The sequence below is a fragment of the Salinigranum rubrum genome (genome assembly GCF_002906575.1).
In the GTDB taxonomy this organism is placed as follows: domain Archaea; phylum Halobacteriota; class Halobacteria; order Halobacteriales; family Haloferacaceae; genus Salinigranum; species Salinigranum rubrum.
Genome location: NZ_CP026309.1, coordinates 1,547,075 through 1,571,851, shown reverse-complemented (window position 1 = coordinate 1,571,851; position 24,777 = coordinate 1,547,075). Strand labels below are relative to the sequence as shown.

At 65.6% G+C, this 24,777-nt stretch carries 24 protein-coding genes and 1 pseudogene; 13 read left to right on the top strand and 12 right to left on the bottom strand.

Going from position 1 to position 24,777, the window contains the following annotated elements; translation table 11 throughout:
• Positions 1-230 precede the first annotated feature (230 nt).
• Positions 231-473 (top strand): hypothetical protein, encoded by a 243-nt coding sequence (locus C2R22_RS07800; protein WP_162562419.1) that lies wholly within the window; start codon positions 231-233, stop codon positions 471-473.
• A complete protein-coding gene (locus C2R22_RS07795) occupies positions 446-1,774 on the top strand; it encodes a hypothetical protein (RefSeq protein ID WP_103425258.1) in 1,329 nt (442 codons plus the stop codon). Before C2R22_RS07800 ends, C2R22_RS07795 begins: the two co-directional genes overlap by 28 nt.
• Before the next feature lie 36 nt (positions 1,775-1,810).
• Here the strand turns inward: C2R22_RS07795 and C2R22_RS07790 are convergent, their stop codons facing one another.
• The gene (locus C2R22_RS07790) at positions 1,811-2,290 is read right to left on the bottom strand and encodes a chemotaxis protein CheW (RefSeq protein WP_103425257.1); all 480 of its coding nucleotides are present in this window, start codon (positions 2,288-2,290) and stop codon (positions 1,811-1,813) included.
• A gap of 212 nt (positions 2,291-2,502) precedes the next feature.
• Between C2R22_RS07790 and cheB the strand changes: the two genes are divergently transcribed.
• The 4 genes from cheB to C2R22_RS07770 are packed head-to-tail and all read left to right on the top strand — an operon-like array spanning position 2,503 to position 7,468.
• Positions 2,503-3,582 (top strand): chemotaxis-specific protein-glutamate methyltransferase CheB, encoded by a 1,080-nt coding sequence (gene cheB, locus C2R22_RS07785; RefSeq protein ID WP_103425256.1) that lies wholly within the window; start codon positions 2,503-2,505, stop codon positions 3,580-3,582.
• A 1-nt stretch (position 3,583) separates the two neighbouring features.
• Positions 3,584-5,794 (top strand): chemotaxis protein CheA, encoded by a 2,211-nt coding sequence (locus C2R22_RS07780; RefSeq protein WP_103425255.1) that lies wholly within the window; start codon positions 3,584-3,586, stop codon positions 5,792-5,794.
• Positions 5,794-6,603, top strand: coding sequence for a CheR family methyltransferase (locus C2R22_RS07775; protein ID WP_103425254.1), 810 nt, complete (start codon positions 5,794-5,796; stop codon positions 6,601-6,603). Before C2R22_RS07780 ends, C2R22_RS07775 begins: the two co-directional genes overlap by 1 nt.
• A gap of 1 nt (position 6,604) precedes the next feature.
• On the top strand, positions 6,605-7,468 hold the full coding sequence (locus tag C2R22_RS07770) for a CheF family chemotaxis protein (protein ID WP_103425253.1): 864 nt from the start codon (positions 6,605-6,607) through the stop codon (positions 7,466-7,468).
• Between the two features lie 64 nt (positions 7,469-7,532).
• Here C2R22_RS07770 and C2R22_RS07765 read toward each other — a convergent pair whose 3' ends face one another.
• The 8 genes and pseudogenes from C2R22_RS07765 to C2R22_RS07730 all read right to left on the bottom strand — a co-directional run bounded on the left by C2R22_RS07765 (position 7,533) and on the right by C2R22_RS07730 (position 17,134).
• Positions 7,533-8,846: a hydroxyacid-oxoacid transhydrogenase gene (locus C2R22_RS07765; RefSeq protein WP_103425252.1), complete on the bottom strand. Its 1,314-nt coding sequence runs from the start codon at positions 8,844-8,846 to the stop codon at positions 7,533-7,535.
• Between the two features lie 269 nt (positions 8,847-9,115).
• Entirely contained in the window at positions 9,116-10,156 is a 1,041-nt protein-coding gene (locus C2R22_RS07760; protein ID WP_103425251.1) for a CheF family chemotaxis protein, read from the bottom strand.
• On the bottom strand, positions 10,153-11,814 hold the full coding sequence (flaJ, locus tag C2R22_RS07755; protein ID WP_394342387.1) for an archaellar assembly protein FlaJ: 1,662 nt from the start codon (positions 11,812-11,814) through the stop codon (positions 10,153-10,155). The genes C2R22_RS07760 and flaJ overlap by 4 nt, the downstream gene beginning before the upstream one ends.
• 84 nt (positions 11,815-11,898) lie before the next feature.
• The gene (locus C2R22_RS07750; RefSeq protein WP_103425249.1) at positions 11,899-13,581 is read right to left on the bottom strand and encodes a type II/IV secretion system ATPase subunit; all 1,683 of its coding nucleotides are present in this window, start codon (positions 13,579-13,581) and stop codon (positions 11,899-11,901) included.
• Positions 13,581-14,326, bottom strand: a pseudogene (locus C2R22_RS07745) (ATPase domain-containing protein). Before C2R22_RS07745 ends, C2R22_RS07750 begins: the two are co-directional and overlap by 1 nt.
• A 1-nt stretch (position 14,327) precedes the next feature.
• Entirely contained in the window at positions 14,328-14,777 is a 450-nt protein-coding gene (locus tag C2R22_RS07740; protein WP_103425248.1) for a flagellar protein G, read from the bottom strand.
• A gap of 1 nt (position 14,778) precedes the next feature.
• Positions 14,779-15,213: a fla cluster protein FlaF gene (locus C2R22_RS07735; RefSeq protein ID WP_103427610.1), complete on the bottom strand. Its 435-nt coding sequence runs from the start codon at positions 15,211-15,213 to the stop codon at positions 14,779-14,781.
• Entirely contained in the window at positions 15,197-17,134 is a 1,938-nt protein-coding gene (locus tag C2R22_RS07730; protein WP_245902924.1) for a FlaD/FlaE family flagellar protein, read from the bottom strand. Before C2R22_RS07730 ends, C2R22_RS07735 begins: the two co-directional genes overlap by 17 nt.
• Positions 17,135-17,193: 59 nt before the next feature.
• On the opposite strand from C2R22_RS07730, the gene C2R22_RS07725 reads away from it, so the two are divergent.
• Positions 17,194-17,943 carry an RAD55 family ATPase gene (locus C2R22_RS07725; RefSeq protein ID WP_103425247.1) on the top strand — a complete coding sequence of 250 codons (750 nt, stop codon included), beginning with the start codon at positions 17,194-17,196 and terminating at the stop codon, positions 17,941-17,943.
• 304 nt (positions 17,944-18,247) lie between these two features.
• Here the strand turns inward: C2R22_RS07725 and C2R22_RS07720 are convergent, their stop codons facing one another.
• The 3 genes from C2R22_RS07720 to C2R22_RS07710 all read right to left on the bottom strand — a co-directional run bounded on the left by C2R22_RS07720 (position 18,248) and on the right by C2R22_RS07710 (position 20,062).
• The gene (locus tag C2R22_RS07720) at positions 18,248-18,835 is read right to left on the bottom strand and encodes an archaellin/type IV pilin N-terminal domain-containing protein (RefSeq protein WP_103425246.1); all 588 of its coding nucleotides are present in this window, start codon (positions 18,833-18,835) and stop codon (positions 18,248-18,250) included.
• A gap of 6 nt (positions 18,836-18,841) precedes the next feature.
• Positions 18,842-19,405 (bottom strand): archaellin/type IV pilin N-terminal domain-containing protein, encoded by a 564-nt coding sequence (locus C2R22_RS07715; protein WP_103425245.1) that lies wholly within the window; start codon positions 19,403-19,405, stop codon positions 18,842-18,844.
• Positions 19,406-19,720: 315 nt separating this feature from the next.
• Positions 19,721-20,062: an ArsR/SmtB family transcription factor gene (locus C2R22_RS07710; RefSeq protein ID WP_103425244.1), complete on the bottom strand. Its 342-nt coding sequence runs from the start codon at positions 20,060-20,062 to the stop codon at positions 19,721-19,723.
• A gap of 154 nt (positions 20,063-20,216) precedes the next feature.
• Between C2R22_RS07710 and C2R22_RS07705 the strand changes: the two genes are divergently transcribed.
• The 6 genes from C2R22_RS07705 to C2R22_RS07675 all read left to right on the top strand — a co-directional run bounded on the left by C2R22_RS07705 (position 20,217) and on the right by C2R22_RS07675 (position 24,770).
• Positions 20,217-20,768 carry a DUF7500 family protein gene (locus tag C2R22_RS07705; protein ID WP_103425243.1) on the top strand — a complete coding sequence of 184 codons (552 nt, stop codon included), beginning with the start codon at positions 20,217-20,219 and terminating at the stop codon, positions 20,766-20,768.
• A 77-nt stretch (positions 20,769-20,845) separates the two neighbouring features.
• Complete coding sequence (gene cheY, locus C2R22_RS07700; RefSeq protein WP_103425242.1) at positions 20,846-21,214, top strand: chemotaxis protein CheY; 369 nt, start codon at positions 20,846-20,848, stop codon at positions 21,212-21,214.
• A complete protein-coding gene (locus C2R22_RS07695) occupies positions 21,211-22,395 on the top strand; it encodes a chemotaxis protein CheC (RefSeq protein WP_103425241.1) in 1,185 nt (394 codons plus the stop codon). The genes cheY and C2R22_RS07695 overlap by 4 nt, the downstream gene beginning before the upstream one ends.
• The gene (locus tag C2R22_RS07690; protein WP_103425240.1) at positions 22,395-22,901 is read left to right on the top strand and encodes a chemotaxis protein CheD; all 507 of its coding nucleotides are present in this window, start codon (positions 22,395-22,397) and stop codon (positions 22,899-22,901) included. Before C2R22_RS07695 ends, C2R22_RS07690 begins: the two co-directional genes overlap by 1 nt.
• Positions 22,902-23,326: 425 nt before the next feature.
• On the top strand, positions 23,327-23,620 hold the full coding sequence (locus C2R22_RS27405; protein ID WP_103425238.1) for a FlaD/FlaE family flagellar protein: 294 nt from the start codon (positions 23,327-23,329) through the stop codon (positions 23,618-23,620).
• A gap of 25 nt (positions 23,621-23,645) precedes the next feature.
• The gene (locus tag C2R22_RS07675; protein WP_103425237.1) at positions 23,646-24,770 is read left to right on the top strand and encodes a cell division FtsA domain-containing protein; all 1,125 of its coding nucleotides are present in this window, start codon (positions 23,646-23,648) and stop codon (positions 24,768-24,770) included.
• Positions 24,771-24,777: the final 7 nt, after the last annotated feature.

Genomic DNA, 24,777 nt, shown 5'->3' with positions numbered 1-24,777 from the left:
GGTCGTCGACACGCTCGTCTCGACGTTCGGGCCGTTCCTCATCCCCGCCGCGCTGTTCGGACTCGGCCTCGTCGGCTACCTCCTGCTCGTCGCCGCGAGGCGATACCGTGGGGGATGAGAAACGGTAGCATACTCATATCGATATCGGTGACTTTCCGCTATATAGTAAACAAGTTTGATAGATCCCCGCCGAATCGCGTTAGTCGATGGAGCACGGTTCCGGCCGAGTAGTGACCTCGACGCGCGGACTGGGGCTCGCCGTCCTCGCCGTGAGCGCACTCCTCGCACGCGTGCCGTGGGGTGACGTCGGTCTCCCCCTCGGAACCCTCCCCGGCGTGAGACTGGCGCCGGAGTGGGTCGTCGCGGCGGGACCGTTCCCGGGATGGGTCGGGGTCGGGCTCGAGTCCCTCCTCGTCTGGCTGCTCGTCTGCCTCGCGCTCCCGAGTTGTACCCCGAGCGGGCGCGCGCACTGACGTCGGCCGTCCCGTACCGGTTCGGCGTCGCCAGCCTCACGACGGTAGCTGCGGCGCTCGTCGTCCTCGCCGTCTCGGGGACCGTGTCGCCGGCCGCCTTCGGGGGTCTGGTCGTGGCGACGCTCGTCGTCACCGTGGCGACCACGTCGTGGACGAACAACTGGGAGTTCACGACGCCGTACGTCAGCCCCACGTTCGCGGTGCTGTCGTCGTTCGTCCCGACCGACCGGCTCCCCGACGTCGCCGCGCTGTTCCAGAGGGCCAGGGTCGACCCGCGCACGCGGGCGGGTTTCCAGGCGCTGTTCGGGCTCCTCACCGCCGGGTTCGTCCTCGTGACGGGCGTCCTCGCCGCACTCCCGACGCTCGCGTTCCCTGCGCTCGAACTGCTCGTTCTGGGGTGGCTCGGCGTCGTCGCCGGTCGTCGACTGTTCACGCTCCTCCCGACCACCTGGCGGCTCCGGTGGCGGCGGTCGACGAGGCGCGTCGAGCGGGGGGTGTGGCTCGTCCGAAACCTCCTCACCTCGCTCCGGGGGATGGCGGCGACGCTGCTCGTCACCTCGGGCTTTCTCCTCGGTGTCAGCGTCACCGTCCTCGCCGTCGCAGTCGCCGCCTCCGCCGTTCGGCGGGCGGCGTCCTTCGGGGCGACGCTCTCGCTGTCGCCGTCGGGCGTCCTCACCGAGTGGTTCGTCGTCGTCGCCCTGTTGGTGTACGCGGCGACAGTCGGGCGGTTCTGGACGCGGGCGGCGCGGTGGCTCCCGTCGTTCGTCGCGCCGCGCCGACGGGGGAAGACGCCGCGACTCGACGCGTGCCTCGACCGACCGCCGGGCGTCCTCGTCCCGCAGGCGCTGGCGCTCGTGGCCGCGATGTTCGTCCTCTACCCCCACTCGGCACCCGGGTCGAACCCGCTCCCCGTTCTGGCGATAGTCGCGACGGCGGCGCTGACGGCGCTATCGGTCGCCCCGCGTCGACTCCTCGAAACGACGCCGTTCGACGGGGTCGCGGCCCGCCTCCCTCGCGTGCCGGACCGCCTGGCGCTCCCGACGGCGTTCGCCGTCCAGTGGCTCGGGACGTCGGTCGCACTCGTCGTACTGCCCGGAACGGGACTCGCGTCGGTCGCGCCGACGACGGTGTTCGTCCTCGTGGTCGCACTCGGTGGCTACTTCGCAACCGCCGTCCGCGCGAGGCTCGCCCGGCACCGCCGGAGCGACGTCAACCTCGCGTATCTCGTCGTCCTCGCCGCGGCGGCCGCGCTCCTCGTGTGGGTCACGGAACAGTCGATACGGGTCGTGTTGTTCGGCTGATAGGGACGTCGTGTTGTTCAGAGGATAGGAAAACGGTCAGCCGAGCGCCGCCACGGGGGAGATCCAGATGACCAGTTCGTCGTCGCGTTTGATGATCCCCTCGATGGAGGGGTCGTTGTCGAGCGGCGGCTTCTCCACGTCGTTCATCGAGACCCGGACGACCTGGTACACCTCGTCGACGACCCAGCCGATGGCGGCGTCGTCGTCGAACCCCCCGGAGTCGAAGATGATGATACGCTTGGCCTCGGTTTCCTCGCGGATGTTCAGGAGGCTCTTCGGGTTGACGATGGAGGTGGTCCGACCACGGAGGTCCATCACGCCGTCGACGTAGTGGGGTGCGTTCGGAACCGTGGTGAGCGACCCCTTGTCGACGATCTCGGAGACGTAGTCGATATCGACGCAGTACGTCTCGGAGCCGAGTTTGAACTCGAGCACCTGAATCTCGGTCGCGCTCTCTGACTCCTCGTGGTCCGGCGTCGCGGGCTGGGGGTTGGCTGAGGTCTTCTGCGAGTGCATGGTGTGCCTGTCGGACGCGCTGGCGCGTCTGTTATCGGTCAGTCGGTGAATCGATATGTAAACCTACCTCCCGTGTTATCACAACTGATTGTTACCGAGGTGCGTTTATGTAGAGTATGATCGAAGGAGGTGACAGAGATGCGAATCGGACCACCACGCCGGGGCCCTGCGGGCGGCGACCGGCACACTGTGCATGCGACTGGGAGGTGGCGATGAGCGCGGCGGGCGGAACGCGGGCCGTGGTCGTCGACGACTCGCGGTTCATGCGGACGCTCATCACGAAACTCCTCGAGGAGGGCGGCGTCGACGTCGTCGCCGACGCGAGCGACGGGGAGGCGGCGGTCGAAGTCGTCGCCGAACACGCTCCCGACGTGGTGACGATGGACATCGAGATGCCGCGAAAGAACGGCATCGAGGCGGTCGAAGAGATCATGGCGAGGTGTCCGACGCCCGTGCTGATGCTGTCGGCACACGCCGACGAGAACGCCGACATCACCTTCGAGGCGCTCGACCGCGGCGCGGTCGACTTCGTCACGAAGCCGGGCGGCGAGGTGACCTCGGAGATGCCCCGCGTGAAGCGCGAACTGGTCGACAAGGTCCGGTCGGCCGCCGCCGTCGACCTCAACGCGAGGGGGCGGAGCGTCACACGGACGCCGACGGCACAGGCGTCCGCTCCGGCCGGGACCGCGGGGACCCGCCGCCCGGGACCCCTCCCCGAAGGGGGAACCGTCATCATCGGCGCGTCGACGGGCGGACCGAACGTGGTCGAGGAGGTGGTCGCCGCGCTCCCGCGCGAGGCCGACCTCCGAATCCTCGTCGTTCAGCACATGCCGGAGGGGTTCACCGGACGGTTCGCGAAACGACTCGACAGTCGCTGTGGCTACGAGGTCCGCGAGGCGCGCGACGGCGAACGGGTCGGCCCGGGACAGGTCCGGGTCGCACCCGGCGGCTCTCACCTGTTCGTCGACGACGACAGGGCCGACCGACTCCGGCTTCGACTCCGCGGCGGCGACCGACTCCACGGCGTCAAACCGGCCATCGACCACACCATGACGTCGGCCGCCGAAGTCGTTCGCGGCCCGCTCACGACGGTTCTCCTCACCGGGATGGGTCGTGACGGCGTCGACGGCATGGGCGCGGTCAAGCGCGCGGGCGGGTCGACCATCGCACAGGACGAGCGGACATCGGCGATATTCGGCATGCCGAAGCGGGCTATCGAAGCGGGCCACACCGACGAGGTCCTCCCCGCACACGGCATCGCCGAGGGCATCTTGAACACACTGAGGAACTAACATGGACGAAGAACTCTACCAGGCGTTTATCACTGAAAGCGAAGAGAGCATCACGCAACTCAACAACTCGTTGCTCACCTTGGAGTCGAACCCCGAGGACCACGAGGCCATCGACGACATCTTCCGGCGCGCACACACCTTGAAGGGGAACTTCGGCGCGATGGGATTCGACGCCGCGGCGACGGTCGCGCACGCCATCGAGGACCTGCTCGACGAGGTCAGGCAGGGCGGGCTCGACGTCACGCCCGAACGGATGGACCTCGTTTTCGAGGGCGTCGACCTCATCGTCGACATCCTCCACGACATCGAGCAGAACGGCGAGACGAGCATCGACACCGAGGAGACGGTCACGGCCCTCCGGGTGGCGGCCGAAGGCGACGGTGACACGGCCGAAGACGACAGCGCGGACGCGGCTGAAGGCGGCGCTGACGACGGAGCCGAGGGGGACGACGAGGACGGCGTGGAAGACGTGGGTGACATGAGCGACCTGGTCGACGGTGGGGACGACAGCGACGCGGACGGCGACGACGGGGAGGACCGTCCCGCCGAGCGGGCCCAGCACATCGACGCGGCGAGAGAGACCATCGCAGCGGAGGAGCTTTCGGGCTACGACGCCCTCCACCACGTCGACGTCACGCTCGCGACCGGCGATATGAAGAGCGTCGATGCGGGCCTGTTCCTCGACGGCATCCCCGACGACGTGACCGTCGCCGGCGCCGTCCCCTCGCTCGAAGAGGTCGGAGAGGGCGCGTTCGACGACCACGTCCAACTGTTCGTCGCGGACGCCGACGACACCGACACGGTCGCGGAGACGTTCGGCGGCCTCTGGGCCGTCTCCGACTGCACCGTCACGGACGTGTCGACGGCCATCACCCGCGCCGGCGGCTCGCTCGGCGACGGCGGCGACGGAGTACGCGAGGGTGCTGCGGCGGCGACCGACGGCGACGCCGACGCAGATGGCGAGAGCGAGACGGCGGGCTCGAAGGACAGCGGACCGGAACGGAGCATCGCCGAGGTGAAGTCCGTCCGCGTCGACGTCGACCAGCTCGACGAACTGCACGAACTCGTCGAACAGCTCGTCACCTCCCGCATCAAGCTCCGGCAGGCCATCGGCGAGGAGGGGGCGAGCGGCGTCGACACGCTCGACGAACTGGACAAGATATCCTCGAACCTCCAGAACACGGTGATGGACATGCGGCTCATCCCGCTGAAGAAGGTGTTCGACAAGTTCCCGCGGCTCGTGCGCGACCTCGCGCGCGCGGAGGACAAGCGCGTCGACTTCCGCGTCGAGGGGCAGGACATCGAACTCGACCGGACCATCCTCGACGAAATCTCCGACCCCCTGATGCACGTCCTCCGGAACGCCGTCGACCACGGCATCGAACCGCCCGAGGAACGGGTGGAAGCCGGGAAGCCCGAGCAGGGGACCGTCACGCTCTCGGCCCGCCGGGAACACGACACCGTCGTCATCGAGGTGTCGGACGACGGCGGCGGCCTCGACCTCGACCGCATCCGCGAGAAGGCCGTCTCGAAGGGGCTCACCTCGAAGGAGGCCATCTCCGCGCTGCCCGACGAGGAGGTGTTCGACTACATCTTCCACCCGGGCTTTTCGACCAACGACCAGATCACCGACGTCTCCGGCCGCGGCGTCGGTATGGACGTGGTGAAGACGACCGTCGAGGCGCTCGACGGGTCGGTGTCGGTCGACTCGACGCTCGGCGACGGGACGACGTTCAAGATCCGTCTCCCGGTGTCGGTCGCCATCATCAAGGTGCTGTTCGTGCTGGTCGGCGACCGGCAGTTCGGCGTCCCCATCAAGTACATCGACGAGGTGGCCCGCCAGGAACGCGTCGACACGATAAACGGCGACGAAGTCGTCGTCCACGACGACCGGGTGTACCCGCTCATCCGCCTGCGGGACGCGCTCGGTATCGTCGAGCAGCCGCCGGAGGCGGGGATGGTCGTCCGCATCCGCCCGGAGGACCGCCAGGTCGCGCTGTGGTGTGACGGCGTTACCCGGCAGGAGGAGGTCGTCGTGACACCGCTTCAGGGCCCGCTCTCGAACTCGGAAGGGCTCTCGGGGACGGCCGTCATCGGCGACGGCAACGTCATTCCCATCATCGACATCGGCACGCTGTCGGGCTCCGACACGGGCGGCACCTCGCGGATGTACAACGAAGTGGCGGCGACCGACGGCGGGAGGATAGACTGATGTCCGCGGCGAGAGGCCGGGGCTTCGACCGACTCCTCGCGTACATCGAGGAGTCGATGGGCTTCGCCACGTCGATGTACAACGACGCGTACCTCGACCGACGCATCTCGGCGCGGATGCGCCGGAACGACACCGACGGCTACCGCGCGTACCAGCGCCTTCTGGAGGCCGACGACGGCGAACAGCAGGAACTGCTCGACACGCTGAGCGTCAACGTCACCTCCTTCTTCCGCAACCCCGACGTGTGGGAGGCGCTCCGGCCGGTGCTCCGGGAACTCACGGCTACGGGTCGGACGAAGGTGTGGAGTGCGGCCTGTTCGGACGGCCGCGAGGCGTACTCGCTGGCGATGCTCGCGCACGACGACCCCCAGGTGCGGGAGGACCGGATCCGCATCACCGGGACGGACATCAAACGGGAGATACTCCGGAAGGCCACCCGCGGCGAGTACCACGCCTCCGAGACGAACGACCTGGAAGAACAGCTGGCGCCGATCGGCGACTACGGGCGCTACATCGAACGGGACGAGAACTCCTACCGCGTCGTCCCGTCGCTGCGGCGAATGGTCACCTTCCAGCGGCGCGACCTCATCAGGGAGTCGCCACCCGACGAGTTCGACCTGATCCTCTGTCGGAACCTGTTCATCTACATCGACTCGAACGCCAAGCGCGCCGTGTTCGAGACGCTCGGCACCGGACTCCGCCCGGACGGATACCTCACGATCGGGATGACAGAGACCGTCCCCGCGAACTGCCGGTCGTGGTTCGAGCCGGTCGAGAAACGACTCCGCATCTACCGCAACGTCCGCTAACATGAAACGGGGGGAGTACAAGCTGTCCGACAGTCACGGTCGGTTCCTCCGGGCCGAGAAGAACGGCCGGGAGATACAGGACGCGGCGTGGGCGAGCGGACGCATCCTCCTGTCGAACAGACGGCTCATCCTCGCGGGGAACAGCGGCAAACAGACCATCCCGCTGTCGGCCATCCAGGGGGTCGAAGACCGGTACGACGTCAATCAGGACGTCGCGAGCGTCGCGGACTACATCGCGCTGCGCGTCCCGAAGGGCGTCATCCTCATCGCCCCGAAGGAGTTCGAGGAGTTCGAACAGGAGTTCTACGGCGCGGTGTTGAACGAGGGGACGTTCCTCGCCCGGCACCCGGCCGTCGAGGGGGGCGTCGTCCAGAACACCGAGTGGGAGCGCGCCCGACTGAAAGTCGAGGAGGAGGCGGTGAGCATGGCGACCGTCAGCGGGACGTTCGTCGAGATACGCCTCGACGACATCGGCGACATCACGACGGGGCGGCGAACCATCATCGACGACAGCCGCCTCGTCGTCGAGGTCGAACACTCCGACGAGGAGACCAGCGTCCAGACGTACATCGCCGGGTCGGACCGGCAGATGTCCTTTCTCGAGTCGCTCCTCCGCAAGGGCGAAGAGCAGTCGGAGGTGTCGCTCGAACTCTCCGACACGGACAAGCAGGTGCTCACGGCGCTGTACTCGGGTGTGTCGCCGTTCGACATCCCCTCGTTCCTCGGCGTCGACGTCGACGAGGTCGAGGAACTGTACGTCCGACTCATCGACCACAACGTCCTCAACGAGGTGCGGATCAGACACGAGGTGACGCTCAACGCCCGCGGACGGAGCATCGCCAGCGACGTCATCTCCGACCAGTGAACCCCGTCTCCCACGTCACGCCCGTCTTCGACCCCGAGACCGATACCGGAGACGACGGGTCGGGCTACGCCTCCCAGTTGGAGAGCGCGTCGAGGAACACCTCGCGGACGTCCGCTTCGGTCACGGGTCGCGGGTTGCAGCGGAGGAGTCGCTCCTGGGAGTCGACCGTCCGCGCGGCCAGCCAGTCGACGTCGTCGGCCGTGATACCGGCGAGTTCCGCGAGTCCGCTCGGAAGGACCCCGAGGTCCCGCTGTAGTTGGATATACTCCGCTTTGAGCGCGTCCGCGGCCTCGCGGTCGGTGAGACCGGTCGTCTCGACGCCGAACAGTTCCGCGACTTCGGCGAAGCGACCGGGGTCGCTCGCGGCGTTGTAGTCGATGGTGCTCGCGGGAGTCAAGGCCGCGATGGTCTCGCCGTGCGTGGTGTGATACCTGTTGCCGACCGGATACGCCATCGCGTGACAGAGGCTCGCGCCCGCCGTGAGCCCCGAAATCGCGCCGAACAGCGCGCCCAGAAGCATGTTCTCGCGAGCGTCGAGGTTGTCGCCGTTGTGGACGGCGGGGCGAACGTGTTCGGAGAGGAGTCGAATAGCCTTCCGCGAGAACATCTCCGTCAGCGGGGTTCGGCCGGCGTAGACCGGACGCGCGCCGGGGTCGGTCGCACGCAGCAGGGAGTCGTACGCGTGCGTGGTGTACCCCTCGATGGCGTGTCCGAGCGCGTCCATGGCCGTCTGCGCGGTGAGTTCCGGCGGGAGCGTCGTCGTCAGCGTCGGGTCGAGGACGGCCGCGTCCGCCCGGAGGTGGTGGCTCGAAATGCCCTCCTTCGTCTCCTCGGCGGGCACGGAGAGGATGGCGACCGGAGATATCTCCGCACCCGTCCCCGCCGTCGTCGGGACGAGTATCAGCGGCGGGCCGGACTCGGTCAACGGCTCGCCGGAGCCGGTCGGTTCGGCGACGTAGTCGAGCGGTTCGCCGCCGTTCGCGACGACCGCCCGGGTGGTCTTCGCCGTGTCCATACAGCTCCCGCCGCCGAGGCCGACGTAGAAGTCGTAGCCGTCGTCGGTCTCGTCTCGGACGAACGCGATGCAGTCTTCGACTGCGGCGACGGACGGTTCGCGCTGACTGTCGTCGTACACGTCGACGTCGAACCCCTCCTCGGCGAGGTGACTGCTCAGGCGGTCGGCGTGGCCGGCCGCGACGAGGCCGTCGTCGGTGACGACGAGGCCCCGGGAGTCGCTGTCGACACCGAGCCCTCGAAACTGGAACGCGAGTTCGTCGACCGCGTGCCTGCCGAATCGGACCTCCGGGATGTCGATGTGCCAGACGCTCTCGGCGCTGAGGTCGTGTGGGTCCGCCGAGACCGAGCGGTCGAAAGGCACTCAGGACCACTCCCACGCGCCGAGGTGGGTCGCTCGACCGGGGTCGTCGCGCGAGCGGGATGTCTCGACGGAGGAGTCGACGGTGCTCCTTGCCCAGCGGGGTCGGTGCGGTCGGCGGTGACTGCGGCCCTGCATGGGTGGTACTGACGAGGAACGGTCATAAACGCCCCGGCGTCTCGACTCCCGTTACGCCCGCCTCACGGAGTGTGGGGCCCGGAGCGGCGGTGGGCGACGAGGAGGGAGCACGGAGGCGTCAGCGGCCGACGAAGTCAGAAGTTGACGTCTTCGAACCGCTCGTTGATGAGGAACTGTGCCTGTGGCGTGAGTTCGTACGGCGGTTCGACGCTCTCGATGAGGCCGTCCTCGTGCAGCGAGTCGAGGTGTACGTCGAGTTCCGCCTCTTCGAGCCCGAGCATCGGCGCGAGGTCGATTTCGTCGCCCATCCCGGCCATCGAGTACATGCCGACGAGGACCTCGAGTTCGTCGTCGTCGACGTCGAGGTTCCGAACGTCGGAGGCGAGGTAGTGGTACATCTGCCGGAGGTACCGCCCGAGGATGTTCATCTTCCGGCGCGACCCCATCGACACCTCGGTCGTGACGGTCTGCTCCTGCGTGACGTGCTGAACGGAGAGGACGAGCCGTTTCTCCTCCAGCACCGTCCGTTCGAGCACCTCGAAGAAGACGATGTTCCCGAGGTCGATGCTGAACACCTCGTCGCTGAGCGTCAGGTCTTCCGTGCCGGGGAAGGAGACCTGGTCGGTGTCGAGCCGTAGCCCCACCTCGCGGACGGGGTCGTCCTGGAGCCGTCCGCCGACCTTCGCGGGGTGTTTGAGCGCGACCGTCGACCCCCGGAGTGTCGCTCGGTACAGGAGGACGGAGAACTTCTCGATGGTCTCGCGGTCGCCGCCGACCACCGTCGTCCGCTGGATACCGTTGACGACGTAGCCGACCATCACCGTGTGGTCGAAGAACTCCTCGACCTCCGCCGGGACCTGGCCGACGGCGACGTCGAACACCGAGGTGAGCGGGACGACGGTCTTCGAGTCGGACGTCGCGAGGATGAGCCGCCGGTCGCTCATCAGCACGCGCCCCTTGAGCGGTTCGAACGTCCCCGAGCCACCGGCGACGAAGTTGGCGACGAAGTCGACGACGATGGTCTCGCCGGACTTGGTCTGCTTCAGCTTCCGGCGAGCCTGTTTCTCCCGCCGGGCGGCTTCCGTCGCAGCCTGGTTCTTCCGTTCGCTCTCGGTCGTCTCGGTGCTCGTGTTCGGGTCCGTACTCGTGTTCGAGGTCTGTGGGGCGTCGCTCATACAGATATCAGTGCTCCCGCGAGATGTGAGGTCACGACGGCGAGGACGCTGCCGATCCACGCCAGCACGACGAAGTGGAGGTAGGAGTTCGCCTTGTGACCGCCGTCGACGACGCGGATCATCAGCGAGGACAACAGCGCGTTGAACAGGATGATGAGCGTCAGGAGGTACTCGATGGTGGGCACGTCGTACACGCCCGCGTGGATGATGGTCCCGACGTTGGTCCCGGTGAGGTCCATCTGCGCGGAGATGTCGACGAGGATTTCGACGACCTCCAGGCCGATGAAGAACGCGAACGCCGCAGAGGCGGTGATGCCGTAGAGGACGCCGATGAGCGTCACGGTCGCCTGCTGGCGCTGGCGGCGAAGCTGGAGCACCTCGTTCATGTTCCGGCTGATGAGTTCGCCGAGCTGCTTCGGGCTGCCACCCATCTGCCGCCCGACGAGGTACATCTCGGAGAACTTCTGGATGAGATACGACCCGCTCTCGGCGGTGAAGTAGAACCACGCTCTCGTCGGCTCGATGCGCATCTTCAACCGGGTGTACAGCCGGTCGACGTCGGGCGAGAGGGTGCCGAAGTCCTTCTTCCGGAGCGTCTGCAACACCGCGGAAGTCGTCGCCTGCTTCGCGCTCTCCGAGGAGCCGAGCGCGCGGATGAATCCGGGGAACTCGCTGTCCCGTCCCTTGATCGAGTTCTCCTGGCGGCGTGCGAGGATACCCGGAATCGCGAGGGGCGTCAGCGGCGCCGACATCAGGATGGGAATCGGCACGCCGATGAGGACGCCGCGCATCGCGCGCCCGACGGGCGTGAGGCCGAGCGTCCCCAGCGCGAGCGCGAGGATGAGGAGGAGCGACAGCCCGACCGCGCCGTAGAGGCTGATGTCGACCTGGCGGACGGGTTTCGTCCGGTACTCCTCTTGGAGGTACCAGACCGGGTCGTACGGCGACATCGTCCGCATGACGATGTAGAAGCCGAGCTGAACGAAGACGAACATGACGATGACCGCGAGAACGGTCATCGTGGCGTCCATTCCCGTGAGGATGGGGAGGACGATGGCGTTGATGAGCGCGAACGTCATCGAGAGGATCATCGAGAGGTAGAGGTCCTTCATCACCTCGATGTTCTCCAGTGCGCCCTCGTAGACGGTGATGTACGACTGGATCATCGCCTCCTGCTCGCCGAGAAGGAAGTCGTCGATGCCCTGGCCGGCGTTCAGCGAGTACGCGAGCCGGTCGAGGAAGTCAGCCATCGGTTTCGATGGCACCTCCCGGGCACGCCGCTTGCACGCGTCGTCGAGCGACTGGTTCCACGTATCGACGAGCTGAACGATGCGGTTCATCTCCGTCGCCAGTTCGCCGTACTCCTGCTCGCGTGCGAGCGCGCGGAACACCTCGACGCGGTCGATGTTCGTCGTCGACAGCACCGTCATGTGGGTGATGAGCAGGTGAATCTGGTTCTCGAGCCCGCGTCGCTGTTGCTCGACGAGGAGTCGGGGGTAGAGGACGGCCGTCGCCACGATCAGCGTGCCGAGGAAGAAGATCGGAAGCCGGACCAGGAGGGGGAGCGGGAGCACGACCGACGCGAACGTCAACAGCAGGAAGAACAGCACGGCCGGCGAGATCACCAAGAGGAGATACCGCTCTATCTGCATCGGCATCCGCTGGTAGGAGTCCCAGACGGAGTCGGTGAACTCCTTGAGCCGGGCGGTTCCTGTCGCGACGTTCGTACTCTGTCCCATCTGTCATCGTCTCACGGAGGCCATGTCGAACGGGAGGCCCTCGACCCCATCGCGCTGGAAGTCACGGATGACCTCGTTCACGTCGTGGTAGCCGAGGATGTTCTCCTGAATGGAGCGGCGGATGATCTCCGCGCGGAACTCGATGTCCTCGTAGATCTTTCGCGTGTCGGAGTAGCCGAGCAGCGATGCGACCTTCTCCTCCATGATGTAGGAGTTGTTCATCCCCTGGAAGACGATCTCGTCCTCGACGGGGTCCCAGTAGAACACCTCGCGGGTGACGACCCCGCCCATCTCCTTGGAGTACCCTTCGATCTCGACGACGCTCGTCACGCGACGGAGGATGTCGTCGCCCCTCCGGACCCGGTTCTGAAAGAGCGCGATGTCGGCGTTGTCCATGAACGTCTCGGGGATGTTGATCGGGTCGCCGGTAAAGCGCTGGATCATCGAGACGATGTCGCTCGCGTGGAAGGTGAGGATGACCGGGTGACCCGTCTGCGCCGCCTGGAACGCCATCCGCCCCTCCTCACCGCGAACCTCACCCACGATGATGTAGTCCGGACGGGAGCGAAGCGCCGCGGCGACGAGGTCGAACATGTCCACCTCGGAGTCGGCGCCGCGTCCCTCCCGGGTGAGAAGTTGCTGCCACGTGTTGTGCGGCGGCAGCACCTCGGCGGTGTCTTCCGCCGTGTAGATCTTCGAGTCCTGCGGGATGAACGACAGCATCGCGTTCAGCGTCGTCGTCTTCCCCGACGCCGTCTCGCCGACGACGAACACCGTCCGCTCGTTCTCCAGAGCGACCCACAGGTACGCCGCGAGCTGCGGCGACAGCGTCGCCCACTTCGTGATCTGGAAGATCGACAGCGGGACGCCCTCGCTCTGTCGAATCGTGAGCGAGGAGCCTTTCAGCGAGATGTCGTCCGAGTAGATGATGTTGATACGCGACCCGTCGGGGAGCGTCGAGTCGACGATGGGGTGGGCGTCGGAGACGGGGTCGCCGATCCGTTCGCCCATGTTCCGGAGCCAGTTGTCGAACGATTCGAACGAGTCCCACTCGACGGTCGTCTCCAAGAGACCGAAGGTCCCGTGGTCGACGTCGACCTGGGTGGGCCCGATGACGTGAATGTCCTCGTTCTCCGGGTCGCTCATGATGGGTTCGAGCGGGCCCAACCCCACGATGTCGCGGACGAGCCGGTAGCGCATCTTCTCGTACGTCGTCTCCGAGACGGTGATGCGGCCCAGGTTGAGCCGCGACTTCAGCTGCTGGAGCGACGTCTGTTCTTCCTCCGGAATCGGCTCGCTGACGGTCACGACCTCGTCGAGGAGCGACTCGATGCGCTCCTCGTAGTCGGTGTCAGACTCCGGCGCCGGCTGGTGGACGCTGTACTCTAGGATCTTGTCCTTGACGTCTTCGAAGACCTGCCGTTCCTCCTCGTCGAGTTCCGGTTCGATAGTGTAGTACTTGGTGTCCTCGCCGATGTTCCCGTAGATCTGGACGTAAACGGGTCCGCCGAGGTGATAGAGCACGTTCGGACGCCGCGACTCGTAGTCGCCGGGTTCGTCCACGAGCAACGGATACTCGCCCGTGATCTTCTTGAACCGTTTGAGGTGGTCCCGGAGGTGGTCCCACCGTGCGGCGTGTCGCTTGAGTTCTTCCGAGAGACGCGCCGAGCCGTGCTCCGTCGCCATCAGGCCACGCTCCTCGATTCGATGACGATACCGATACCGGACCGGACCGAGAAGCCGATGCGGTCACCGACCTGTTCGCCCATCCCCGCGAACCGCTTGACGAAGATGTTTCGTCGGACGTCGTTGCCGACCTCGACCATCTCGAGCTGGATGAAGACGTCCGCGATGGAGCGGAACGGCCCCATCGTCTCGTCGTCGACGGTCGTCGGGTCGACGGTGAGGATGATCGTCTTGCCGCGGGAGGTGATCTCGCGGAAGAACGAGATGATCTCCAGGGCGGCCTGCCGTTCCTCGTTCTTCCTGACGAGCGCCTCGAACTGCGGGTCGTTTCGGAGGATGGCGTCGAACGTGTCGATGATGATGACGTCGCCGTTCCACACCGCTTCCGCCTCCATCAGTCGACGGAGCAGTTCCTTCCGTTCGCGTTCCTGTCCGCTGAGGACGCCGCCGGAGTCCAACTCCGCGTGGATGTAGAGGACCTGTTCGTTCAACAGCGGCTTGACCATCGGGTACTCCAGCGAGTGCATCTGGTCGAGGAAGCCCCGAACGCTGAGTTCGGTCGAGATGAACGTCACCGTGACGTCCTCGTCGGTGAAGCCGTAGCTGAGCCGCTGTGAGAGGACGCTCTTGCCCGCGCCGTAGTCCCCCTCCATGAGAACGATAGCGCCACGGGGGATGCCACCCCGAGTTCCTCTCTGAGGCGGTCGTGTCCGTCGAGTCCGATGGGAAATTGAGTGTCAGTCATATCATGAAGTCCTGAAGTCGAACGTCTCTTCGTCGGTGTCGACGACGAGTTTCACGCGATGGTCGCCGGGCGACAGCGAGACGCCGGTGGCGTCGATTCGCACCACCGCGTTCGGCGTCCACTCGCTACCGCTGACGACGGACAGAGTCAGAGACGTCTGGTACCGACCGTCGACGAAGAGGTCGACGGTGGCGCTGTCGACCGGGAGGGTTCGCACCCCCGTGTTCTTCACGTAGAGGGTGAGCGTGTCGTTCACGTCGTCGTACACGCCGGCCTCCGGGTCCGAGATGATCTCCGCGTCCGTCTTGATAGAGCGGGAGACGTCGCCACCGCGGTCGTCGACCGCGTTCGAGATGCCGCTGACCGTATCGATGAGCACGCCAGCGACGCCCGCCGCGATGACGATACTCGCGATGAACAGGATGAGCGTGGGGACAGATATCTCCGCCATGTTATGTCACCGTAACGTCACTCGCGTCAGCGACACCTCGCTCCGTGACGATTTTGACACGCGATGGCTCGGTCATCGTGAGGTTCAACGTCATCGTCTCGCCCGGTTCCCAGAGGTCGGTTGCGGCGAGTCCGTCGACCCGTGCCGTCGCCGTCGACACGTACTGGTTGTCGACGAGGAGCGTCGTGCCGTTCACCGAAAGCGTCGTCGACCCCTCGTTCGAAACCGAGAGGTTCAGCGTGCCCGAAGTGGTGTTGTATCGGGCCGTCTCGACGGCGATTTCGGTGTTCCGACGGTCGAGCAGTCGCTCCTGGCGCTCGTCGTGCGCCTCGTCGACCTCCTCGAACGTGGTCGAGGTCGTCGTGACCAGCGTTCCCGCGGCGATGAACAGTCCGAGGAAGATGATCGCCGTCGCCCCGCTAACGCCGAATCCCATGGTGACCCCCTCCATCGGCGACGAGCGCGTCGAGCGCGCTCGCCTCGGGCGTTCGGTCGCCGAGTTTGCTCACGTACGAGAGGCTCGTCTCGTGGTGGCCCGCGGTGAGCGATCCGTTCTGTGCGTCGTCCCTGGGGCTCGCGACGGACCGGACGTAGGTGTCCAGCCTCGTCCGAACCGACGGGGAGATCCAGCCGAAGTCCTCGTAGAGGCGGAGGGCGCGGGACGCTCCGAGCGGCCCGCCGGCGGAGACGAGGAACTGCATCCACTCCATCGCGACCGACTCGGCCACGTACGTCGTCGGGAGCGCAGAGAGATACGGCTCGGACGCACCCGCAGGCTCCGCACCCAGTCCCGCGAGTCCCACGGCGTCGGCGTCGGTGTCGGCGGTGGTCGACGCCGGCGAGTCGTCATCGACCGCCGGGCCGTCCGAACCGGCCGGTTCGACCGAGTCGTCGAGGAACATCTCGTCGTCGGTCACCGCTTCCGCCGGTTCGACGCTCACCTCGCCGCGTGCGGTGTGACCGGGCGTCGTCGCCTCCGGGTCGAGGGCGTCGTCCGAGTCCGTGCTGGCGTCGGCGTCGAGGTCGGGCTCAGCGTCCGTCGGCATCTCGTCGGCAGCGGCGTCCGGCTCGTCACTCTCGTCGTCACCGTCCAACTCAACGTCCACGGTCACGTCGTCGATGGCTTCGTCCGCGTCGTCGAGGTCGACCTCTGTCTGGTCGGTTTCGACCTCTGTCTCGTCGATCTCGTCGGCCTCGTCGAGTTCAGCGGTCGCCTCAGCGTCTTCCTCGTGTTCGAGTTCGTCGACGTCCGTCTCCGGGTCGGACTCTCCGTCGAGGTCGTCTTGATCGTCGGGACCGTCGGCCTCCTCGTCCCAGCCGGCGTTCTCGTCGTACTCCGCTTTGAGGTCGTCGAACGAGACACCACCACCACCGCCGGAGTCGGCGGTCGCGTCGGCAGCGTCGTCCGCGTCCGGGGGTTCCTCGTCGAGGAGTTCGGACTGGTCGGTCTCCGCCCCGGAGAGTTCGTCCTCCGCGGCCTCTTCGGCCTGGGCCTCTGCCTCCTCGGGGTCGAGGTCGCCGAAGTCCTCGTCGAAGAAGCTCTCGGCGTCGGCGTTCACGACATCGGGGTCGAGGTCGGCCTCGTCCTCCTCCTCGGAGTCGAAGAGACCGAACGCGCCGTCGCCGTGTTCGAGCCCGCCCATCTCCCGGGCGTCGTCGACGAACGGGTTGATGCCTCGCGTCACCATCTCGTAGATGTCGAGGAGTTTCCGGATGGTGTCGTCGAGCTCGTCCACCGTCTCCCCGATCTGTTTGTTCTCCTCGCGGACGGTGTTCATCGTCGACGAGAGGCCGCCGAGTTCGGTCTCGAGTTCGCCGATTCGGTCCTCGAAGTCGGCGAGCGTGTCGGAGACGTCTCCGCTCACCTCACCGCCGGATTCGTCAGCGTTTCCGTCACCGAACTCGTCGTCGAAGTCGTCGTCGAACTCGCCGCCGAACTCGTCGAACTCGTCGCCACCCTCGTCGGTGGCGTCTCCGTCGTCGTCGAAGTCGTCGAAGTCGTCGTCGAACTCATCGAAGTCGTCGTCGAAGTCGTCCATGTCGTCCATATCGTCTCCTCCAGTAGCGTCGTCAGCGTCTCCGTCGCCGTCCTCGTCGTTGACCCAGTCCATCATTCCCATGTCGGTCGCCTCCGGTGGGCGCGATGGAGAGCCACTCCGTCGGTGGACGGAGCCGATGTCATCCGGGTGACACCGGCCCCGCCGGGCACCTGTTCCGATGGCGGGGGAAGAGCACGCATTGATATTCACGTAGAGATGAACGATACATGAAGGTTCCCACCCAGATATCGGGCGTGATAATGCACGCCGGCAAGCGATTTTTGCCGCCTTTCGACACGGGTTCGAGAGCCCTCTCATCGGTGAGAAGAGTTATTTGGACTGGTCACGAGGATGCATCCAGTCCGAGGATATCTCAAATGCCTGAACTCGTCGAAACCGGAATCGAAGGACTCGATTCCATCCTCAACGGTGGCATCGTAAAGAACGCCGCAGTGCTCATCAGTGGCAACCCGGGGACCGGAAAGAGTATCCTCGGGATGCAGTACCTGTACAACGGCGTGAAAGACCACGGAGACGGTGGGATCTATCTGACGTTCGAGGAGTCTCAAGCCGACATCGAGGAGGCGGCGCTCTCGATCGGATTCGAGCAGTGGCCCGAGTTCGTCGAGAACGGCGACATCAAGGTGTACGACAAGCGGACCCTCCTGCGCGATGGCGACTTCTCGGGAACGCTGGACAGGATCCTCGACGACCTCCAGTCGACCGACTACGACCGACTCGTCCTCGACTCGCTGACGATGTTCCAGCTCTTCTTCGAGGACGAGAAGGAGCAACGCCACTACCTCCTGAAGTTCATCGACATCCTCAAGGACTCGGGGCTGACCTCCCTCCTGACGACGGAGCAGTCGGCGATCTTCCCCGAGACCGAGATCGGCCTCGAGAACTTCCTCACCGACGGGAACATCTACCTGGTGCAGTCGCCCGCCGGTTCCACTTCGAACCGGTACGTCTGGGTGGCGAAGATGCGCAAGCAGTCGATCAAGAACTCGATGTTCCCGATGGAGATCACCCAGGGCGGCCTGAAGATCTACGAGCAGGCGGCCGGATTCTCGATGGTCGGCGAGAGCGCGCCGTTCTTCGGCGGCGGCGAACAGCCCGAGCGCTGAGCGGATACGCGGCCCTTCCCTTTCGAGTGCGACACGACGCGCTCACCGACGAGTACGGAACGCCGGACGAGAGGCGGGTCGACGTCGGACCGACGGACAGAACGGAGAGCGACTGTGAGGCGTCGGCGACCCCAGAACCGGCCGTAGTCTCGGCCGGAGAGGTGGCTCCCGACGCGCTGACGGAGAGACGAATCACGAGAAGAAGCCGGCGGTGCCGTCGGTTCGAAACGCCGGGCGTAGCGCTGGTGGGTTCGAGTCCGATAAAAGGTGGTTCGCGTGCCGATACAGCGGGTTCAGGACGGTCTCAGAGGAAGATGGTGTCGTCCTGGACGTTCTCGGGGATCGTCACCTCGACGCGGGTAGTCGCACCCGACGGCGTCGTGATGAGGAGCGTGCCCTCGTCACCGTTGTTCAGGTTCGCCCCGTTGAAGTTCGAGCCATCGAACGTGACCGACAGGACGTACTTGCTGCTGTCGTTGATGACAGTCGGGCCGGCGAGAGCCGTCGAGGTGTCGGACGCGGCGTACACCTCGACCGGGCTGGCGGTACCGTCACCGACCGTGGATCGGCTCTGTCCAGTGTCGCTGATCCACTGGACCGTCGACGACGTCAGGTTGACGTTGCCGGAGCCGGAGGCCTTCCGGACCGTGATGTTAACCATACTCGCCGAACCGCTCGTCACCTCGGTGTAGGCGTTGACCACGTCGAGTCGGTCGCTGACCTCACCCTGTGCTTCCTGTCCGGTCTGTTCTGCGCTTTCCTGCAAGAACCCGGCCGTGTTGACCAGGACCCCGGCCGCGATCGCGGCGACCAGTACCATCGCGATGAACACGATGAGCGTGCCGATGCCGACCTGACCGCGATTCTCGTCGTTGAAGATGTTGAATTCCATTGTTCCTCAGACCTCCACCACGCCGCCGCTCTCGGCGCTTTCAGGGATGCGGCCCTCGATGTAGGTCGATGCACCGGTCGACGTCGTCAGCTGGATCTGGAACTCGGAGCCCGTGGTGAGTTCGCCGGTGGCACCGATGCCGCCGTCGATGCTGAGCTGGAGTTCGACGCGGTCGGACTCGTCACGGAGGTAGTCCGCGTTACCCGAGATTGCTTCGCGAGCGACGTTACTGTTGTCGAGCGTCCCCGTCGTCGTCGTGCTGGGGCCGAGGTACGTGAACGTCACGTCCGAGATGTTGATGTCGTCAGAGCCCGACGCCTTGCGGACGGTCACGTTGACGCGGTCGTAGTCGCCGTCATCGTCCGTGTCCATGGCGTACGAGCTCACGACGTCGAGTCGGTCGCTGACCTCGCCCTGTGCTTCCTGTCCGGTCTGTTCTGCGCTTTCCTGCAAGAACCCGGCCGTGTTGACCAGGACCCCGGCCGCGATCGCGGCCACTAGTACCATCGCGATGAACACGATGAGGGTCCCGATTCCGACCTGACCCCTGTTGTCTGTGTCTTCGAACATGTTGGGTATTCTCGGCCGAATCCCCCGAAGGGGTCCGTGCCTTACTCGCTCGGAGCGGCAGCGGATACATAACCATACTCCCCTGATTATCACGAGAGAAAACCAATCAGCGATGCGAACACTCAGTATGATGCACGCGTCCGCGTACGGGTAATGGAACCAGTGAGAGCCCGAGCGAGAACAGTTCCACCGCTGATAAGCGGAGCAGTCGTCCGGACGCTCGCGAAACCGAGCCGAAAAGCCACGCAGTCCATCGAGCGGGGAGAGGAGTGCAGTCGCTCGGGACGACGGATGTGACGGATGAAGGAGACGGGTTTAGCTGTCCTGAGCGATACGGCGCCAGACGTCGTCGAGTTTGGTCTTGACCTCGGGACGCTCCGTGACGTTGAGGACGAGTTCGTCGTCGTCGAACCGGACGTTGATCTCGTCGACCTCACGGCGGTAGACGTTCGTCCGTCGGTGCTCGTCGGAGAGGACCCGGTCGTGGAGCGTCAGCAGTCCCGCCTCGGAGAGTTCTTCGATGCGCCGATAGCACGTGGCGATGGGGATGTCCAGCATGTCGCTGAACTCCTGCGCCGAGTGTGGCTGGTACGCGGACCGAAGGATGTCCGGATTGTAGTCGTTCCCGAGTGCCGCGAGAGTCTGATCGGGATCCATGAGTGTTTTCATCCATGATACCGATATATGTCAATGTATTGGTTGTGGCGCTGACGTGTACGGGTTCGTCGCCCTCCCAGCGGGGGTCAGAAGGCCCACTCAGAGAGAGTCGGGGCCCCGATGCGCTTATTATCGTCTCAGGCGAACGTGAACTATGCCACCGCACGGGTCGCGCGACGAGGAGGGTGTGATCGACCCGGAAGACCTCGACATCACGAAGAACGAACAGGTCAAGCAGTTGCGGGAGGGTCAGTACATCATCGCCACGGACGGCACGGCCGACGACGTCGCCGACCTCCGGGAGGACATCAAGGCCGAACTGGAGGCGGAGTCGACGCCGGCCTCCGACCCCCGGTCGGCCCTCGTCGACCACCTGGAATCGCTCTCGACAGCTAACGGCTTCGTCGTCGCGGGCCGGTTCGACGGTGACGTCCACGTCACAGAGAGCGCGTCGGACGACCCCGGCGCCGTCTTCCGTGACCTCCTCACGTGGTACGCGACACACGTTGACGAGGGCACCCCGTCGCCGGAGGTGCTCGGCATCCTCTGTCTCGCCGGGGAGGTACAGGTCCGCTACCCGGTCCGAACGCTCGTGGACCTCCTCGCCGCACACGACCTCTCGCCCGACGACTCCATCCGTGACCTCCTCGCCGCGGTCCGCGACGACGGCCTCGTGCTCCCGCCGGACGACGACGCGTCCGGGTGAGCAACAGCCACCATCTAAAATCATCTCTGATATCCGGCGGCGAGTCTTTATCAATCGCATTCCGATATCCAGACTGTATGGCTAGCACAGTACTGGTCGTCGACGACTCCGCGTTCATGCGGAACCTCTTGAAACAGCTTCTCGACGGCGAGCACGAGGTCATCGGTGAGGCGGAGAACGGCGTCGAAGCGGTCGAGATGTACCGCGAACTCGACCCGGACGTGGTAACGATGGACGTCGTGATGCCTATCAGAAACGGTATCGAAGCGACGTCGGAGATCAAAGAGCTCGACCCCGGCTCGTCGGTCATCATGTGTACGAGCGTCGGGCAGGAGGAGAAGATGCGCGAGGCGGTCGAGGCGGGCGCGGACGGCTACATCACGAAGCCGTTCCAGAAGCCGAACGTCCTGCAAGCGATCGACGACGTCGCGAAGGCGAAGGTATGAACCTCGACGTCCACGCGCTCCGGACGTTCAGTCAGCTGGCGCACTCGGGTGCCGAGACGGCCGCGTGGTCGTTGTCGGAGTTAACCGGCATCGAGACGCACGTCAACGTCACGAAAGTCGAACTCGAGACGGCTTCGGACGTCGAGTGCGAGTTCCGTGAACAGGACTTCGTCAGCATCCGCATCGGGTTCAGCGGCGGACTCGACGGCCGGACCATCCTCGCGTTCGACCGCGAGAGTGCGATGAACGTCGTCGAGGCCATCCTTCCGGGCGCGAGCGCGGGCGACGAACTCGCGACGTCTGGACTCAAAGAGATCGGGAACATCATGCTCGGTGGGTTCATCGACGGGTGGGCGAACCACCTCGGGACGACCATCGACATCACGACCCCGACGTACCTCGACGTCGACAGCGACGGACCGCTCGACGACTTCACCGTCGGGGACGAGGGATACGGCGGCGAGAGCGATCACATCATCGTCTTCCGAAACCAGCTCGAGACGGTCTCGGACCCGGTGACGTTCTACCTGTACATGGTCCCGACGGCGGATTCGGTCGAGACCATCGTCGACACCGCGACCAACGCCGAGGAGGCGCTTCCCATCGAGACGTTCACGGCGTTCAGCGACATGATCGCCGACGGCGCCGAGCAGGCGTCGACGGACATCTCGGCGATGACGGGGACGGAGACCACCGTCGACGTCTCGCGGCTGAGCTTCGTCCCCATCGAGGGCGTTCCGATGCAACTCGACGACACGACGCGCACCGGCGTCGTTCTGGAGTTCGAAGGCGTCCCCAGCGGGTACATCGCCATCCTCTTCGACGAGCCCTCCTCGGAGCGTATCGCCTCGGCACTCCTCCCCGGAGTCGACGCCGGTGCGGAGATGCGACAGAGCGCGATCCAGGAGATCGGGAACATCATCACGTCGGGGTTCATCGACGGGTGGGCCAATCGACTGGAGACGACCATCGAGATCTCGCCGCCACAGTTCGTCCACGACCTCGGACCGGCGATCATCGACCCGCTGGCGACGGAACTCGCCCAACAACAGGACTACGCGTTCCTCATCGACTCGACGATCCGGACCAACGACCACGAGTTCACCTGTGACATCTACGCTCTCCCGAACGAGAAGGAACTGCACGACGCCTTGGACCAGTTGACTGCACGACCAGCCTGATGGAAGTCTACTCGAGGAAGCCGCCGGCCCGACGAACGACCGACCGAATCAAGGTCGGCATCGCCGACTTCGCGGTCGGAGACAGCGAGAGTACGCTCTCGACGAGCGGGCTCGGCTCGTGCGTCGGGGTCGCGCTGTACGACTCACGCGCCGGTATCGTCGGCCTCGCACACGCGATGCTCCCCGCGGGGGAGGGGAAGACCGACGTCGCGAAGTACGTCGACACCGCCATCGACGCGCTCGTCGACGCGATGAGCGACGAGGGTGCGTCGCAGGGGCGACTGGTCGCGAAACTCGCCGGCGGGAGCACGATGTTCGAGTTCAAATCGACGGACGAGAGCGTCGGCGACCGCAACGTCGACGCGGCACGGGCGACACTCGCAGCGCTCCGCATCCCCATCGAGGCGGAAGACGTCGGCGGCGACCACGGCCGCTCGCTCGAACTCGACGGGGCGACGGGAGCGCTCCACGTCCGCTCGGCGGCCGCCGGTCGACAGACGCTCTGAGACGTTCGATATCACATCGGATAATGCGAGACGTAGCTTTATGTCTGACACACTACTCACTCACACTAACAGTCAGGCTCTCGTGAATACAACATGAACGTCAACCCCGAAGATTACGACCCCGAAGAGTTGCGTCGGATGGCAGCGGACCGACGGGAGTTCGACTACCCGAGAGTCGCACCGACGGACCGGAGGCCGAAGACCACGGCGAGGACGCACAGGCACGGTGGAGCGGGAACGGCCGCGCGGACGAACCCCAGTCGGGGTTCGAGCGTCAGAACGGCCGCCGCGACCGATACGACGAGCCGACCGACCGTGGTCGTGCCCGTTCGACGGCCCGTGGAAACCCGACGCCGAACCGGGGAGTCGCCGCGGACGCGCTCCGCTCGAACCAACTCGAACAGCTCTTCTTACACCAGTCGGCGATGGTCGCAGAGGAGATGACGAAGCCGTACCTCGGCTCGCTGCCACAGAAGTACGCCGCCGAACGGGTCATCTTCGACTGGCTCGAGTTCCTGGTGCTGAAGGGCGGGTTCAAACGGACGATGGACGCGCTCCGGTACTACCGGACCATCGAGTGGATCACGCCCGACGTCGAGGACGCGCTCCAAGACTACCTCGTGGGGTTCACGGAGGACGGACAGGGCGGTCACGACCTCGACGTCGACGACCACCAGCTCAGTCTGCTGTACGTCGCCCGCCTCGCCTCGATGACTTAAGTGGGTAGACGCCGAGCGGCCTATCATGGCAGACGAGGACGAGCCACAACCGGACGACGAGAGCGAGACAGACGCCGATGATTCTGCGGACGCCGACGAAGAGACGACCGTCCGCACACGCGCCGACGGACCGGTACCTGTCGGCGTGAAACTCGGCAGCACGCGGACGGTCATCTACGTCCCCGACGGGGACGGCTCGCTCCGAACCGTCCGAACGCTCACCTGTCTCGCGACGTACGAGGACGCCCTCACCGGCGACGAGCGCGTCATCTACGGCGAACAGGCCGCGAGGGAGTACCCCGACCGGGTCCGCTACATGCTCCGCTCGGGGCTCCCCGAGGACGACGAGAACGCCGACCTGGCGAAGCAGTTCTTCTCCGAACTCGTCCGCTCACAGGACATCCCGGCGGACAGCGCCGTCGTCTACGCGATTCCGACCATCGAGAACGAGGAGGGGCTCGCGAACCTCTCGGCGGTCATCGAGGAGAGCGGCGTCGGGGACGCGCTCGTCCGGTCGTTCCCCGAGTCGCTCTGTGGCTCCATCCCGGCGCTCGGTGACGACCTCGAGGCCGTCGACGAGATATTCATCGCCGTCAACATGGGGTCGACGAACCTCGAAGCGTGTGCGTACCGCCACGGAGAGCAACTCGCCCCGTTCTCGACGGGTTCGGTGACCGGGAACGAGGTCGACCGCCGCATCGCGAACGCCGTCGAGGAGGAGACGCAGGGCCGCGTCAACATCGACCGAACGACGGCCCGGGAGTACAAGGAGGAACACGGCGATTTCGTCGACTTCGAGCCCTTCACCGACGTCATCCAGCAGCCCGGCGGCGGCAGCCACGAGTTCACCATCGAGCGCTCCGTCATGGACCCCCTCGACGACTACGTCGACGAGGTCGTCGACGAGATCGCGAACAACTTCCTCTCCGAACTGGCGAACAGTCACATCAAGCCCTACCAGATCGCCCTCTCACGACCCATCGCGGTGACGGGCGGCATGGCCTGCATCCCCGGCATCGTCGAGGAGTTCGAGGAGCGCCTCGGCGAGGAACTGAACCGCGAGGTCGAAGCGACCGCTCCCGACCGACCGGACCTCGCGGCCGCACAGGGCGCACAACGCATCGCCGGCCGGCTCACAGAGCGACTCTAATCTCGAA